Genomic DNA, 15,753 nt, shown 5'->3' on the forward strand with positions numbered 1-15,753 from the left:
CAGTAACGGATGCTTGCGGAAATGTTCAAACGGCTTCGCAAACAATCAACTATACCAGAGATACCGATAAACCGACTGCTTCAAACTCAACCGACATCACCCTTGCGGGTTGCAATGGAACTTTCCCTGCTGCAGATATTGCTGTGGTGACTGATGAGGCGGATACATGTTCAACTCCGGTTGTTGCTTTTGTTGGCGATGGTGTTCCAAGTTTAGTGGGTTCTACCGAAACTACAATTAGAACATACAGCGTAACAGATGCTTGTGGAAACACAATCGATGTTACCCAAAACTTAATCAGAACGGTTGACACGACGGCACCAGTGATCACAACTTGTGCTAACAATAAAACTATTGCTTCAAATTCAAGTTGCACCGCATTAGTTCCAGATTTTACTGCAGACATTGCAGCAAGTGATAATTGTACTTTAACTAGTTCTTTAATTATAACACAAGTTCCTACGGTAGGTACTGTAGTTGGATCTGGATCAACATCTGTTACAATCTCTGTTAAAGACGCTTGTGGAAATGAAAATACTTGTTTGGTTAATTTAATCGTAACAAACTTTATTGTTGCAAATGACGATTCTGGAACTCCAATAAATAGTTTTACAGGAGGTATAGCAATGATAGATGTATTGGCTAATGATAAATTAAATTGTACTACGGTTAATCCAGCTGATGTTATTTTAAGGTTTGTAAGTTCTACAAATATTGGAATAACTTTAAGTGGCTCGGATGTGATTGTTGCTTCGGGAACGCCTGCAGGTATGTATACTTTAGTTTATTCTATCTGTGAGAAATTAAATCCAAGTAATTGTGATACAGCTTCAGTTAGTTTTACAGTAAATGCCCCAATTATCGATGCCAAAGAAGAAACTACAGTATCAATCAACGGAAACGCAGGAGGGACAACTCCGTCATTAACGGCAAACGACACCTTAAATGGAACTGCGGTTGTCATCGGAACAAATCCTGGCGAAGTAGTATTGACAGGAGTAACAGTTCCAAGCGGATTGACATTAAATACAGACGGAACGGTAACAATAGCACCAAACACGTCAGCAAGAAGCTATACGTTAGAATATAGAATTTGCGAAGTGGCGAATCCAACAAATTGTTCGACAGCAAGAGCAACAATAGTTGTAGATGCGCCAGCAATTGTTGCTATAGACGATGCGATGACAGGCGGAAACGGAACAACGGGAACACCAAACGCAGGTAACGTATTGGTTGGCAACCCAACCAGTCCAGACACTTTAAACGGTACAGCAGTGGTTATCGGATTAGTGAACTTAACGGTAACAACACCGGCTGCTCCGGCAACAGCGGGAGCACCAGTGCCATGTATTGATGTAACGTCAGGAATTGTAACTGTTCCGGCAAACACACCAGCGGGAACGTATATTATCATTTACAACTTATGCGAGAAATTAAACCCTGCGAATTGTGACTCGGCAACGGTAACTGTAAATGTTATTGATACAACACCTCCTATAATGACAAATGCGGCTAATCTTGCCGTACAATGTGATGATAATGGTAATAATGAAGCTTTACAAGCTTGGTTAGATTCTCATGGTGGAGCTACAGCTACAGATACTTCTTCTGAGGTAACTTGGTCTAACAACTATAATGGATTAAGCGATGGTTGTGGTAGTACCGGAAGTGCTACGGTAGTATTTACAGCTACTGATGACTCTGGTAACGCTTCAACATCTACTGCTACATTCGCTATAGAAGATACTACCTTGCCAACATTCAATGAAAGCGCACCAGCCAATACTATTGCATCTTGTGATACTATTCCTGCTGCTGCTGTATTAACTGCAACCGACAATTGTGGAACTGCGACTGTTACTATGACACAAACTATTTTAGCAGGAAACTGTCCTTCTAACTATACAATAGTAAGAACTTGGATTGCTACCGATATTTGTGGAAATAATAGTGGCCCTATAACACAAAACATAGTAGTTAGTGATGTAAACGGGCCAACTTTGGTAACAGAACTTGAACCTATAGTACAAGTAGTATGTAGCGAAATACCTGCTGTACCTACATTACAATTTACAGATAATTGTTCAGCAGTTGGGACACCTGTATTTACAGAAACTCAATCAGCTCTAGTAAATGGTATCTATGATATCACCAGAACTTGGACTGTATCTGATGCTTGTGGAAATAGATCAACTTTCATTCAGGTTTTACACGTAACTCAAGTAATTGAAGTAACAGAGATTCCTAAATCTAGTTGTACTACTGTAGATTTATCTTATGATTTGCGTTCTTTGTTACCAAATCCTGATGATGTGCCTACAGATGCCATTTGGACAAATGTAAATAGTGCTATCGGATTTACCGGAACCTCATTCAATGCCTTTGGAAATCAAGCAGGTGTGTATACATTCACTTATACAATTACAACTGGTGTATGCCCTAGAAGAATTGAAATCAAAATGATTGTTGATGCTAGTTGTGAAGTACTATCATGTAAAAGCGTCTTAATACACAATGCGTTCACTCCTAATGGTGATGGATTCAATCCATTCTTTAATATTGAAAACATTGAAAATGTTGAATGTTATCCGACAAATAAAGTTGAAATTTACAACCGTTGGGGGGTTTTAGTTTATGAAACTAATAACTATGATAACAGTTCTAGACGATTTGAAGGTATCTCCGAAGGAAGAGTAACTGTAAACAAATCTGAAGAATTGCCAACAGGAACGTATTACTACATTATCCAGTATACAACAATCGATAAACAAACTGTGAATAAAGCCGGATATTTATACCTTTCAAGATAAAAAAACCTACTAATTCCTGAGGGTTTAGCAACCCTCAGGTTCAAAATAGAAAATATGAGCACAAAAATTTTAATTTTCGCTTTGATGTTAACCTGTTACACTGGATTTGCACAGCAAGATGCGCAATTCACGCAATACATGCACAATACCATCAATATTAATCCTGCATATGCAGGTTCAAGAGGGGTTATAAGTATTTTTGGGTTATACCGTACCCAATGGGTTGGACTGGATGGAGCTCCGGAGACAAGTACTTTTTCATTAAACACCCCATTAAATAATAGTAATTTAGGATTAGGAGTTTCGTTAGTAAATGATAAAATCGGTCCTACCAATGAAAATACCTTATCGGCAGATTTGTCTTATTCTGTTCCCACATCAGAGGCCTTTAAACTTTCGTTTGGTATCAAGGCAACAGCCAATTTATTTAATCTGGATGTTAATAAATTAAATCCAGAAGATCAGGATGACCCAAATCTTCAAAATTTCAACAGTAAATTTTCGCCTAACATCGGAGCAGGAGTTTATTGGCATTCTGATAAAGCCTACATAGGTTTATCGGTGCCAAATTTCATCGAAACCAATCGTTATAACGATAATGAAGTTGCGGTATTCAAAGACAAAATTAACTATTATTTGATGGCAGGTTATGTATTCGATCTGGATCCTTACATAAAATTCAAACCAGCAATACTGACCAAAATGGTTCAAGGTTCGCCTTTGCAAGCAGATGTTTCGGCTAATTTTATGTTTAATGACAAATTTGTAGTTGGAGTTGCTTACCGATGGAGTGCTGCATTAAGTGCTATGGTTGGATTTCAAATAACCGATGGTTTATATGTTGGTTATGGATACGACCGAGAAACAACCAATTTAAGGAACTATAATTCAGGATCACATGAAATATTCCTGCGTTTCGAATTGTTTAATAGTTACAACCGAATAACTTCACCTAGATTCTTTTAACTATTCCAATTATGAAAATTAAAAATTTAATTTATACCGTTTTTTTAGTTTTATTTGTTTTTAAGGGAGTTGCGCAAACGACACGTATCGCGAATGCCAATAAGCAATACGATAGTTACGCTTATGTTGATGCAATTGCCACGTATGAGCGTGTAGCGGAGAAAGGCTATAAGGATGAAAATATGTTTCAAAAGCTGGGCAATGCCTATTATTTCAATGCAGAATTAGCGAAAGCATCAAAATGGTATGCTGAACTTTTTGCGATGAACCAAGAGCAAGAAGCCGAATACTATTACAGGTATTCTCAATCGTTAAAATCAATTGGCAAATACGCTGAAGCAAATAAAATCCTGGAGCAATTCAATAAGAAATCAGGCAATGATCAAAGAGCCAAACTATTTGCGAGTAATAAAAATTACCTTGAAGAAATCAAAGCCAATTCGGGACGTTATAATGTAGCTGACGCAGGAATTAATTCCGGGTTTTCGGATTATGGAAGTTCGTTTTCGGGGAACAAATTGGTCTTTGCCTCTGCACGCGATACAGGTGGTGTTTCCAAGAAAGTATTCAAATGGACCAATCGGTCGTTTACGAATCTTTATGGGGCTGAAGTAAATACAAATGATGATCTAAGTGAACCAAAACGATTTGGTAACAGAATAAATTCAAAATTCCACGAATCGACACCGGTTTTTACTAAAGACGGCAAAACGATGTACTTTACCAGAAATAACTATTTGGACGGAAAGAAAGGAAAGGACAGTAAAATGGTGACTTTATTAAAGTTGTATAAATCTACTTTGGATCAGCAGGGACAGTGGACTAATGTAATGGAATTGCCTTTCAACAGCGATCAATACAGTGTGGCGCATCCCGCACTTAGTCCAGATGATAAAACCTTATACTTTGCATCGGATATGCCGGGAACACTTGGACAATCGGATTTGTTCAAAGTGACAATTAACGACGACGGCAGTTACGGAATACCGGAAAATCTTGGAAAAAGCATCAATACCGAAGGCAGAGAAACTTTTCCTTTTATATCAGAAGACAATGAATTGTATTTTGCCACAGATGGACGACCAGGGCTAGGGGGATTAGATATATTTGTTGCCAAAATAGAAAATGATAATGCTTTTAAAGAAGTAAAAAACATAGGAGGTCCTATAAACGGATCCCAAGATGACTTTGCATTTTTAATAGACAGCAAAAGCAGAAAAGGGTTTTTTACCTCCAATAGAGAAGGAGGTAAAGGCTATGACGACATCTATGCTTTTACTGAAATCAGAAAACTGACTTGTGAACAAGCTTTAACAGGAGTCATCAACGATCAGGAAACGGGATTGGTTCTTGCCAATGCGAAAGTGAGCTTGTTTGACGAAAAATTTCAATTAATCAAAGAAAGCATTGCAAATGATCGGGGACACTATAGTTTTGAGGCTGCTTGTGGCAAAACCTATTATGTAAGAGCCGAAAAGCCCGATTATGAAACAAAAGAGAGAGCCATTACTGTTGGAGAGATCAACGGTAAAACCGATTTGCCATTGGCTTTGACAAAAGCAATATGTAAAGTGGCCGTTGGAGATGATTTGGGTAAATGTTTCGGAATAAAAATGATTTATTTCGATTTGGATAAATCGTTTATTCGCAAAGAAGCGGCTTTTGAATTGGAAAAAATTCTGGATGTAATGAAGCAATATCCAAAAATGAAAATCGATGTGCGTTCGCATACTGACAGTAGACAAACAGCCAAGTATAACGAAGCATTGTCTGATAGAAGGGCTAAAGCTACCGTTGCATGGTTAATAGAAAACGGCATAGCAGCCAATCGATTGACCGGTAAAGGCTATGGAGAAAGCCAATTGGTAAATACATGTTCTGATGGTGTAAAATGCAGTGAAGCAGAACACCAAGCCAACAGACGCAGCGAATTTGTTGTTGTTTCGATGGAATAAATAACCAGTTTGACTATGAAACAGCCTTTCTTCCCAGAGAGGCTGTTTTTAGTTAACACTTTAATGTATTACAATCAATTTTTATTACATTTGCCATGCAATGAAACATTTAGCATTTATAGTAAGTTTTTACATTTTAAGCATGACGGTCACACCAGCCGTTAGGATAATGTATGCTAAATTTTCATCAGAACATTGTAAAAAAACATGTTCCGAGAATTCTGATTCAAAAAATGACACCAATGGTTGTGATGAACAAAGCTGTTCTCCTTTTTCGGGTTGCCTTAAATTACAAGTATTAATTCCATTTTTATATAAAAATTCAAATCTTTTCCAAACAGATTTAGTTATAAAAAATAATTTCAAACTTAAACGAATTTTTCTTTCTTTAAGAAATTTTGACATTTGGCATCCGCCAAGATTTATTTAATACTTCATTAAAATTGGCTGTAATTTTTATGCTCTCTATGTTACTTCGTAATGATAGTTGGTATTTTGTTATAAGCAAACTCTTTACAAATTATTAAATAAATAAAAATGAAAAGTATAATCACAATTTTAATATTTGCATTTGCAATGAATGCTAATGCTCAAGATGTTAAACAAGAGCCTAAAAAAGCAGCAAATCCAGTATCTAAACAGGAAGCTATTTCTTCAAAAAAGACATCAGTAACGGTTTCAGGCACTACAGCTGAAAAATCTAAAACTGTTTCTGATGAGAAAAAATCGTGTACAGTAGATGGTTCTTGTTGTGGCGGAGGTAAAACACCTCCAAAAAAATCATAAATATTTTAAAGAGCGTCCCTTAATTGGGACGCTTCTTATTTATCTCAGGTTTAAAACTTCATTCGCTGTATTCTCACTGCATTCAAAATCGCCAATAAAGCTACACCAACATCGGCAAAGACGGCTTCCCACATGGTGGCTAATCCTCCTGCTCCAAGAATTAAAACAATGCCTTTAACCACAAATGCCATTGTAATGTTTTGCCACACTATTTTCTTGGTTTGTTTTCCAATGTTTATGGCTGTAAAAATCTTTACAGGCTGGTCGTTTTGAATGACAATGTCCGCAGTTTCAATAGTGGCATCACTTCCTAAACCGCCCATTGCAATTCCGACATCGGCAAGGGCAACTACTGGTGCATCGTTTACACCATCGCCAACAAATGCAATTTTTAGGTTTTGTAATTTCAATTCCTCGATTTTCTCTACCTTGTTTTCGGGTAATAAATCACCATAAGCTTGGTCAATCTCTAATTCTTTTGCAACTGCATCTACAACGGCTTGTTTATCGCCCGAAAGCATTACAGTTTTGACGTTTATTTTATGCAAACTCTGAATCGCTTCTTTGGCGTCTTCTTTGATTTCATCGGCAATTAAAAAATACCCTGCATATTTTTGATTGATTGCAATGACGATAATCGTGAAAGGTGTAGTATTGATTTCGACATCATAACTGATATTGAATTTTTTCATCAATTTGACGTTTCCTGCCAAGATTTCATTTCCGTCCACTTTTCCTTTAAGACCATGACCTGCAATTTCTTCTACATCAGTAACAGTTGCATTTTTCTCTGTCCCTTTTGCATATTCGATAATAGCAGTCCCAACGGGATGTGTCGATTTGGTTTCGAGCGCGGCTGTATATTTTACTAAGTCGGCTTCCGGAATATCCACAGCAACCACTTTTTGTACTTTGAAAACCCCTTTGGTCAGTGTTCCTGTTTTGTCCATAACCACCACTTGAATGGATGCCATTAGATCCAGGAAATTAGATCCTTTGAATAAAATCCCATTTTTACTCGCCGCGCCAATGCCACCGAAATAGCCTAATGGAATAGAAATAACCAAAGCACAAGGGCAGGAGATAACCAGAAAAATTAAGGCTCTGTACAACCAATCATTGAATTCATAATTATCCAAAAATGCAATAGGCAATAGGCAAATGGCAATAGCAAGTAGTACTACAATTGGCGTATATATTTTGGCAAATTTTCTAATGAATAATTCGGTTGGTGCTTTTTTGGCTGTTGCTTCCTGCACCATTTCTAAAATTTTAGATAATTTACTATCGGTGTAGGCAGTTGTTACTTCGACAAGAACAACCGTATTCAGATTAATCATTCCGGCAAGAACGGTTTCGTCTTTTTGTTTGGTATCTGGTTTGCTTTCTCCTGTTAGCGCTGCGGTGTTGAACGAGGCCGTATCAGAAAGTAGTTTTCCGTCTAATGCTAGCTTTTCTCCAGGTTTTAATTGAATAATTTCTCCAATGGTGATTTCGGATGCTTTTTTTATAGTCGCATTTTCTCCATTCATTACTGTTGCCTCATCAGGTCTTTGGTCTAATAATAATTTGATGTTTGTTTTTGCTCTTTGAACTGCCAAGGTTTGAAACACTTCTCCAACGGCATAAAAAAGCATTACCGCAACACCTTCGGGATATTCGCCAATAGCGAATGCGCCAATGGTAGCAATACTCATCAATAAAAATTCCGAAAACACTTCTCCTTTGCGAATGCTTTCTAATGCTTCTTTTAAAACAGGGAAGCCTACCGGAAAATAGGCAACTACATACCAAATTATCCTTGTCCTACCTGTAAACCAAGTTTGCGGTAAATAGTTGTCGAATGCAATCGCTATAAGTAATAAAGCAAAGCTTATTAGTGCCGGAAGAAACATTTTGAAAGTACTTTCATTTCCACTTGAATGGTCGTGGTCGTGACCGTCATCGTCTGAATGATTTTCAGTTTTTTGATTAATTTTTTCCTCTAATGTGCAACACAGTTGTTTCCCTTCTTTATCGTATTTATGCTGATGTTCCATATTCTGTGTTATTTAATTCGTTTACACTTTCAATTTTAGGCTTTACAACAATTATCTAGTTTTTCGTAGCCTGCAGGATCTGCTTTTATTTCGTCGGCATCAAAGCCTAATTTTGAAATGGCCCCTTTTATGGTTTGCAAATTGGTCTTTTTAGGATTATAATATACCGTAAACGTCATTGCTTTATCATCGAGTTCATACATTTTCACCCCTTTTATTTTCAGCATTTCTGTTTTGAATTTTAAGCCGCAAGTTTCACATTCCTTGCAATGATCGCAATTCAAAACTGTTTTTATCACCGCTTTTTGATTGTTTTTTTGGGCTACAGCCGTATTTGAAATAAAGAATACTGCGATTAACAGGATTGTTGTTTTTAATAATTTTCTCATTTTTAGTGTTTTTAAAATTTATAAATTAATGTTAATGTTAATGTTCGTGTCCACCTCCGCCTTTCATAGCTGACAATAGATAGAATGCTCCTTTTACCACAATTTTGGCATCAGCAGGAATTTCCGCTACAAATTTGACTTCGGTGTAGCCTAAATCTGTTGTACCCGGAATTACTTCAATGGCTTTGAAATGTATTTCGTTGTGCTCTTCTTCCTCTTCTTTGTGGCTGTACACTTCTTCTTTGCCAATTGCCAATTGCTTATCGCTTTTTGATTCTTCGTGATTTTCTTCCTGAATAAAGATAAAATATTTATTCCCATTTTTTACAATTGCCTCTTTTGGCAAGGAGGGAACCGTTGTATTGTGAATGTTGATATTAGCCGAAACATACATTCCGGAAATTAACCCCTTGGCATCGCCCGGATTAATTTTAGCATGCACGGCTACGGTTTTACTCTCATTAGAAAACGATTTATTGATGCCGAATATTTTTCCTTTGATCGATTTATTCGATTGGTTGGTTAAAACAAAATCTATTTCCTGACCTACTGAAATAGTACCTAAATCTTTTTCATATACATTCAAATCCAAATGCATTTGGCTGTTATCGACTACTTCAAAAAGTGTAATTCCAGTATCAGCAAATGCCCCTTTTGATATGTTGATTTTTCCAACGTAACCGCTAATTGGCGATACAATTGGCACTAAAGAACTGCTGCCGTTCGGGCTTACATTCAAGGCGGCTAATTTGGTTTTAGCGGCTTGTGCTCTGGCTCTCTCAACAGCTAATTTTGATTTTACTTCTTGAAATACTTTTCGGGGATTTACATTTTCATCGCTTAATGTTTTTTGACGATTGAACTCTAATTGCAAATATTCTATAGTGGCTGTTGCCGATTTATAATCTTCCTGCATTTCAACAATATCAAGGTTTTGTATGGTGGCGAGTACTTTTCCTTTGTTTACAAAAGTGCCTTCCAGTATATAAATATCTTTTACCACACCACTGATTAAGGTTGAAATATTAGCTGCATTCTGTGGCGGAACTGTGGTGTAACCGTTGGCTTTTATGACTGTATTCAAATTGCGGTTTTCCACAATACCAAATTCGATGCCGACTGTTTTGAATTGTGTTGCAGTTAAAGCGACTTCATTTTCGGATTTTTCTTCTTCTTTTATTTCTTCCGTTTTTTTATCGTTACAAGAGGCCAGAAGAAAGAAACAAGCAACAATAAGTAAGCAGAATGATGTTGATCGAGTATTAAAAGCTATTTTTTTGACTATTATATTTTTCATTTTTAAGAAATTTAGTTGTTTGAAATGGATGGAAATTGCAGCTGAATAGCACTTTGATTGAATGAGTTTAGTGTTTCAGCATGTTGCTTTTTAATATCAATTGCCTGGTTTAGAAAACTAATGTAAGTCCAATAACTCATATCGCCGTTGGCATAACTTTTTTGAGCCGTTGTAATAATTTGTTCGGCATATTGCAGACCTTCATTCTGGTAATATTCTAATCCTTTTTGTTGCTTTTCAAACTCGTTTTGCAATTCCTGCATTTGTAATTTTAGCGAAAGTTTGTTTTTATCTAATTCTAATTGCGATTGCGAAATACTGATTTCCGATGCTTTGGCTTTAGCGGTATTCACACCACCAAACAATGGAATTTGTAAACCTGCCGTAAATCCTTGAAAATAGGATTTTGTATCAATTGTTTGGGCAAAATAACCCAATCCTAATTTTGGCGTTCTTTGTGCTTTAAATGTATTTGCTTCTTTTTGGTACACCGAAATCTGTTGTTGATAATACTCGGTTACTAAGCCTTCAACTTTTGATTTATTCGTATCCGTTAGGGACGAAAACTGGACTGGTGTTGCACTGTCCGGAACAATATTTAGTTCCGTTTGAACAAAAAACTGCAATTGTTTTTGATAAATAGCCAAGTCATATTCTAATTGTACTTTTTGGGTTTCAATTTCTTTAACCTTTGCTTTGGCACTAATGACCTCGATATTTCCACTTTCGCCAGTATTGAAACGAAGGGTTGCATTTTTGAGGAATTTGGTATAAATAGTGTTCAATTCATTGTTTAATTTTTGAATAGAAACGCCAAATAAATATTGATAATAGGATAGTGTTACGGCTTTCTCTATTTCATATTCCGATAATGCTTTACGCTTTTCGGCCAATTTGACCAATTCTTCCTGTAGTTGTCGATTGGCTTTGGTAATTTTTCCGATAGGAAAATATTGTTGGACCGAAATATTATGGTCGTAGTCTTTGCTGTTAAACTGTCCGCCTTGATACTGAATCTGTAAAGGATCAGCTTGAAAAGCAGTTTTTTTGAGAACGGTCTGTTTTTCAATTGCTGCATCGGCAATTTTTAAATCGATATTGTTTGATTTAGCCATTTCGATAGCTTTTTTTAAAGAAATAGGCAATTGGCAATAAGCAAAATTGCAAGTTAAAAACAATAGACAATAAGCAAATTTGCTTCGCAGACAATTTGCAATAAGCAAATTTACTTTGCAAGAAATGGGGAATGGGTAATTAGCAAATCTTCTTCGCAGGTAATTACCAGTTTTTTTATGTTTTTTCATTGCTTAATATTTTTCAGGATTGTTTATCATATGAAATAATAATTTTCCAACTTCTTCATTTTGAGAAATAAGATTTTGTTTTATTTCAACATTTATATATTCACACGCAAATGCAAACTCAATCCAAACTCCTGTTTCAGAATTTTCAGCATCACAATCGGTTAATTTTGATATGAAATGTGCCGGATATCTTTTTTTGCGGTAGGCTTCAGCAAGATTTGCAGATACACTTCTTGAACTTCGACGTACTTGGTCAGTTAAAGAATATTTTTCTTCTTTTGGAAATAATTTACTTATTTCAAAAACTTGCATTGCTAACGAAAACGATTTTTTAAAAACTGTTGTCTCTTTAAAACTATATACACTCATTTTTTTATTGTTTTTTTTAAATTTAATAACCCTTGGAATCTCTATCAGCAAAAACTAATTATTTATTCTAAATTGCTTGTTTCAAATTGCTTATTGCTAAATTTTTCAAATAATAAATACAAAATCGGTAAAACAATTAGCGTTAATAATGTTGCCGAAAATAATCCGCCAATAACAACAGTGGCTAATGGTTTTTGGACTTCGGCACCGCCACTGGTGGATAAAGCCATAGGTAAAAATCCTAACGAGGCAACCGCAGCAGTCATTAAAACAGGTCGAAGTCTTACTTTTGTTCCTATTAAGACACGTTGTAAGGGGTCGGTTATTCCTTCCGCTTTAAGTTGGTTGAAATAAGAAATCAATACAATTCCGTTTAATACTGCGATTCCAAACAAAGCAATAAAACCAATTCCTGCCGAAATACTAAACGGCATGCCACGCAACCACAATGCAAATACGCCGCCAATAGCTGATAATGGAATGGCTGTGAAAATTAATCCTGCTTGTTTGAAACTATTGAAGGTAAAAAACAACAATACTAAAATTAATCCCAAAGCGATAGGTAAGGCTACTGAGAGTCTTTTTGTTGCTTCAATCAAGTTTTCGAACTGACCACCATAAGTGACATAATAACCCGCAGGAAGCTTAAAATCTGTATCTAGTTTTTGTTGAATTTCTTCGACTACACTTTTGATATCACGACCACGAACATTTAATCCAATTGTAATTCTTCGTTTACCATCTTCACGGCTCACTTGCACCGGACCTTGTTCATAATCGATTGTGGCTACTTGTGAAAGCGGTACTTGTTGCCCGTTTGGCAACGGAATAAATAAATTGCTAACATCGGTAATATCCGTTCTGTTGGCTGCATCCATGCGAACGACTATATCAAATCGCTTGCTTTCTTCATAAATTTTTCCGGCAGTTTCCCCTGCAAAAGAAGAACGAATAATTTGGTTTATATCCGAAATGTTTAGACCATATAAAGCGATTTTGCTGTAATCATATTTTACCGTTATTTGAGGTAAACCTGTTATTTTATCCGCTTTCAAATCCCCAATCCCTTCTATACTATTAACTTTCGAAATAAGTTCCGTCGCTTTTGTATCTAAAACTTCCAAGTCATCTCCAAAAATCTTAATGGCAATATCACTTCGGCTTCCTGTCATTAATTCATTGAAACGCATTTGAATGGGTTGCGAAATTTCTATTGTTGCACCAGGAATGGCTTCCATTGCTGACTTCATCAAATTGGCTAAATCTTCCCAATTGTCGGCAGAAGTCCATTCGCTTTTGTCTTTAAGCACAATAATTAAATCGCCACTTTCAATAGGCATTGGATCGGTTGGGATTTCCCCACTACCAATTTTTGTTACTATTGTTTTTATTTCGGGAAATTTTGCTTTTAGGATTTTTTCGTATTCCGTAGTTGTTTTTACCATTTGCGAAAGCGAACTTCCAGTCATAATTGTGGCATTAATGGCTAAATCACCTTCTTCGATGGTAGGGATAAATTCGCCTCCCATATTTTGAAAGATAACAATAGCCAATACGAACAGCCCTAAAGCAATCGCTAAAACGGCTTTCTTAAATTGTAACGCTTTATCTAAAAATGGAGCGTATATTTTTTCAAACCAAGCCATCATTTTATCACTGAAATTGGGTTTGTGTTCCACTTTTTTTGATAAAAACATCGCGCTCATCATTGGCACATAAGTCAATGACAAAATAAATGCTCCAATTACTGCAAAGCCTACGGTCATTGCCATCGGTTTGAACATTTTTCCTTCGGTACCCACTAATGCTAAAATGGGCAGGTAAACGATCAAAATTATAATTTCTCCAAAAGCGGCACTGTTCCTGATTTTTGAAGCCGATTTATAAACTTCGCTATCCATTTGCTCCTGAGAATAAGCAATAGGCAAATCAGCTTCGCTGGCAATAGGCAAACTTCTTTCAGAAGCAGTTGGTAATTTTCCTTCATTGCCAATTGCCAATTGCCCATTGCTAATTACTAATTTATCATTGCTAATTTCTAATTGCCCATTATTTTTTTTCTTATACAAATGATGCATCGTTGCTTCGACAATGATTACCGCGCCGTCGACAATGATCCCAAAATCGATGGCGCCCAAACTCATCAGGTTTCCGCTTACGCCAAAATAATTCATCAGTATCACTGCAAAAAGCATTGCTAACGGAATTACAGAAGCAACAATTAATCCGGCACGAAGATTTCCAAGAAATAATATCAATACAAAAATCACTATTAATGCCCCTTCGAGCAAGTTTTTAGTAACGGTACCGATGGCGCTATTGACTAATTTTCCTCTGTCGATAAAAGCTTCGGCAACCACCCCTTCGGGTAATGTTTTGTTAATCTGGATCATTTTTTCATTAATCCGATCGACTACAGCACTAGAGTTTTCTCCTTTGAGCATTAAAGCTAAACCACAAACAATTTCGCCTTTTCCGTCTTTTGTGGCAGCTCCGTACCTTAATGATATTCCTTCATTTACGGTGGCTACATCTCTCACGAGTACTGGCGAACCATTTCGGTTTTTGACTACCACATTTTCTAAATCTCTAATGCCGGTAGCCATACCAACACCTCGAATAAAATAGGCATATTGGTCTTTTTCTATGTATGCACCTCCGGTATTTTGATTGTTTTTTTCTAAGGCATCAAAAATTTCAGTTATGGTTACGCCCAGACTATTTAAAGTGTTGGGATTTACCGCAATTTCATATTGTTTTAGTTTTCCACCCCATGTACTGACTTCTGCAATGCCTTCAATCCCTTGTAATTGAGGTATAATAATCCAGTCCTGAATGGTTCTTAATTGGACTGCATCATATTTATCTTCATAGCCTTTTTTGGCATATACGTCGTATTGATATATTTCTCCAAGTCCGGTTGTTATAGGAGCTAATTCTGGTGAACCTGCATATTTTGGGATGTTTTCTTCAGCTTGCTTTAGACGTTGAAAAATTTGTTCTCTTGCCCAATAAATATCCACATCATCTTTAAAAACAACCGTAACTACTGAAAGTCCGAAACGAGAAATACTACGAAGCTCGATTACTTTTGGGATTGTTTTGACCGCTTGTTCCAGTGGATACGTAATTAATTGTTCTACTTCCTGACTGGCTAATGTAGGGGCGGTAGTAATGATTTGTACCTGATTATTAGTTACATCGGGTAGGGCATCCAGCGGTAAGTTTTTAAGGGAATAACTGCCCCAAGCTATAAGTACAAGGGTAAATAAAAGTATAATGAACTTGTTCTTTATACTAAATTGTATGATTTTATCTAACATTTTTATATTATAATGAATGAGAAAAAGGGACAACTAATTGTCCTTTAAATACTGTGGAAAAACCACAACTTTCTAACCCGAATCCCGAAGTGTCGGGACGGACATCATTATGCTATTTGTGGCGGTTGCCAAATGCTTCCGTAGAAACTGGAAGCAAAAACGGATTTGTAAGTAGGTAGTTGTATTGTAATGACAGCCGAAACTACTGAAAAACTAAAAGAAATGCTAGGCTGATAACTTAATATTTGTGCGCCACAACAATTACAAAAACAAAAGGGCGAGCAAGAATCTTTCTCTTTATCGTGGGAATGTTCCTCATTATTTGACGTAAGTTCCGTCAAAGCATGTGCAGGACTATTTACTTCCATATCTGCGCAAGGCAAACAAGAAAGTGCTATTAGGTAAATTGATACTATTGTTGTAATCCATTTCACGAATGTAAAAGTAGGAATAAAAATTAAATGATTTAAATACTTTAAAAGTAAAAAAGTTGTATTCAAAAAAAAAATGGATTT

Annotated in this window: 11 protein-coding genes; 4 read left to right on the forward strand and 7 right to left on the reverse strand. The window is 36.4% G+C overall.

Annotation, left to right across the window (positions count from 1 at the left end; genetic code table 11):
• From E0I26_RS06555 to E0I26_RS06575, 4 genes are all read left to right on the forward strand, one after another.
• A partial coding sequence (locus E0I26_RS06555) for a gliding motility-associated C-terminal domain-containing protein (protein ID WP_131915695.1) occupies positions 1 to 2,810 on the forward strand: 2,810 nt, incomplete at its 5' end.
• Between the two features lie 54 nt (positions 2,811 to 2,864).
• Entirely contained in the window at positions 2,865 to 3,776 is a 912-nt protein-coding gene (locus E0I26_RS06560; RefSeq protein ID WP_131915696.1) for a PorP/SprF family type IX secretion system membrane protein, read from the forward strand.
• Between the two features lie 11 nt (positions 3,777 to 3,787).
• The gene (locus E0I26_RS06565) at positions 3,788 to 5,731 is read left to right on the forward strand and encodes an OmpA family protein (RefSeq protein ID WP_131915697.1); all 1,944 of its coding nucleotides are present in this window, start codon (positions 3,788 to 3,790) and stop codon (positions 5,729 to 5,731) included.
• Positions 5,732 to 6,268: 537 nt separating this feature from the next.
• Complete coding sequence (locus E0I26_RS06575) at positions 6,269 to 6,517, forward strand: hypothetical protein (protein ID WP_131915699.1); 249 nt, start codon at positions 6,269 to 6,271, stop codon at positions 6,515 to 6,517.
• A gap of 50 nt (positions 6,518 to 6,567) precedes the next feature.
• On the opposite strand, the gene E0I26_RS06580 is transcribed toward E0I26_RS06575, so the two are convergent.
• From E0I26_RS06580 to E0I26_RS06610, 7 genes are all read right to left on the reverse strand, one after another.
• Positions 6,568 to 8,556: a heavy metal translocating P-type ATPase gene (locus tag E0I26_RS06580; protein ID WP_131915700.1), complete on the reverse strand. Its 1,989-nt coding sequence runs from the start codon at positions 8,554 to 8,556 to the stop codon at positions 6,568 to 6,570.
• A gap of 35 nt (positions 8,557 to 8,591) precedes the next feature.
• Entirely contained in the window at positions 8,592 to 8,945 is a 354-nt protein-coding gene (locus E0I26_RS06585; RefSeq protein WP_131915701.1) for a heavy-metal-associated domain-containing protein, read from the reverse strand.
• Positions 8,946 to 8,982: 37 nt separating this feature from the next.
• Positions 8,983 to 10,242 carry an efflux RND transporter periplasmic adaptor subunit gene (locus E0I26_RS06590; protein ID WP_131915702.1) on the reverse strand — a complete coding sequence of 420 codons (1,260 nt, stop codon included), beginning with the start codon at positions 10,240 to 10,242 and terminating at the stop codon, positions 8,983 to 8,985.
• Positions 10,243 to 10,253: 11 nt separating this feature from the next.
• Complete coding sequence (locus E0I26_RS06595; RefSeq protein ID WP_131915703.1) at positions 10,254 to 11,546, reverse strand: TolC family protein; 1,293 nt, start codon at positions 11,544 to 11,546, stop codon at positions 10,254 to 10,256.
• A gap of 3 nt (positions 11,547 to 11,549) precedes the next feature.
• Positions 11,550 to 11,915, reverse strand: coding sequence for a four helix bundle protein (locus E0I26_RS06600; protein WP_131915949.1), 366 nt, complete (start codon positions 11,913 to 11,915; stop codon positions 11,550 to 11,552).
• 62 nt (positions 11,916 to 11,977) lie between these two features.
• A complete protein-coding gene (locus E0I26_RS06605; protein ID WP_131915704.1) occupies positions 11,978 to 15,238 on the reverse strand; it encodes an efflux RND transporter permease subunit in 3,261 nt (1,086 codons plus the stop codon).
• A 107-nt stretch (positions 15,239 to 15,345) separates the two neighbouring features.
• Positions 15,346 to 15,738 carry a DUF6660 family protein gene (locus E0I26_RS06610; RefSeq protein ID WP_235831727.1) on the reverse strand — a complete coding sequence of 131 codons (393 nt, stop codon included), beginning with the start codon at positions 15,736 to 15,738 and terminating at the stop codon, positions 15,346 to 15,348.
• Positions 15,739 to 15,753 lie beyond the last annotated feature (15 nt).

The sequence above is a fragment of the Flavobacterium rhamnosiphilum genome (genome assembly GCF_004349195.1).
Taxonomy (GTDB): Bacteria; Bacteroidota; Bacteroidia; order Flavobacteriales; family Flavobacteriaceae; genus Flavobacterium; species Flavobacterium rhamnosiphilum.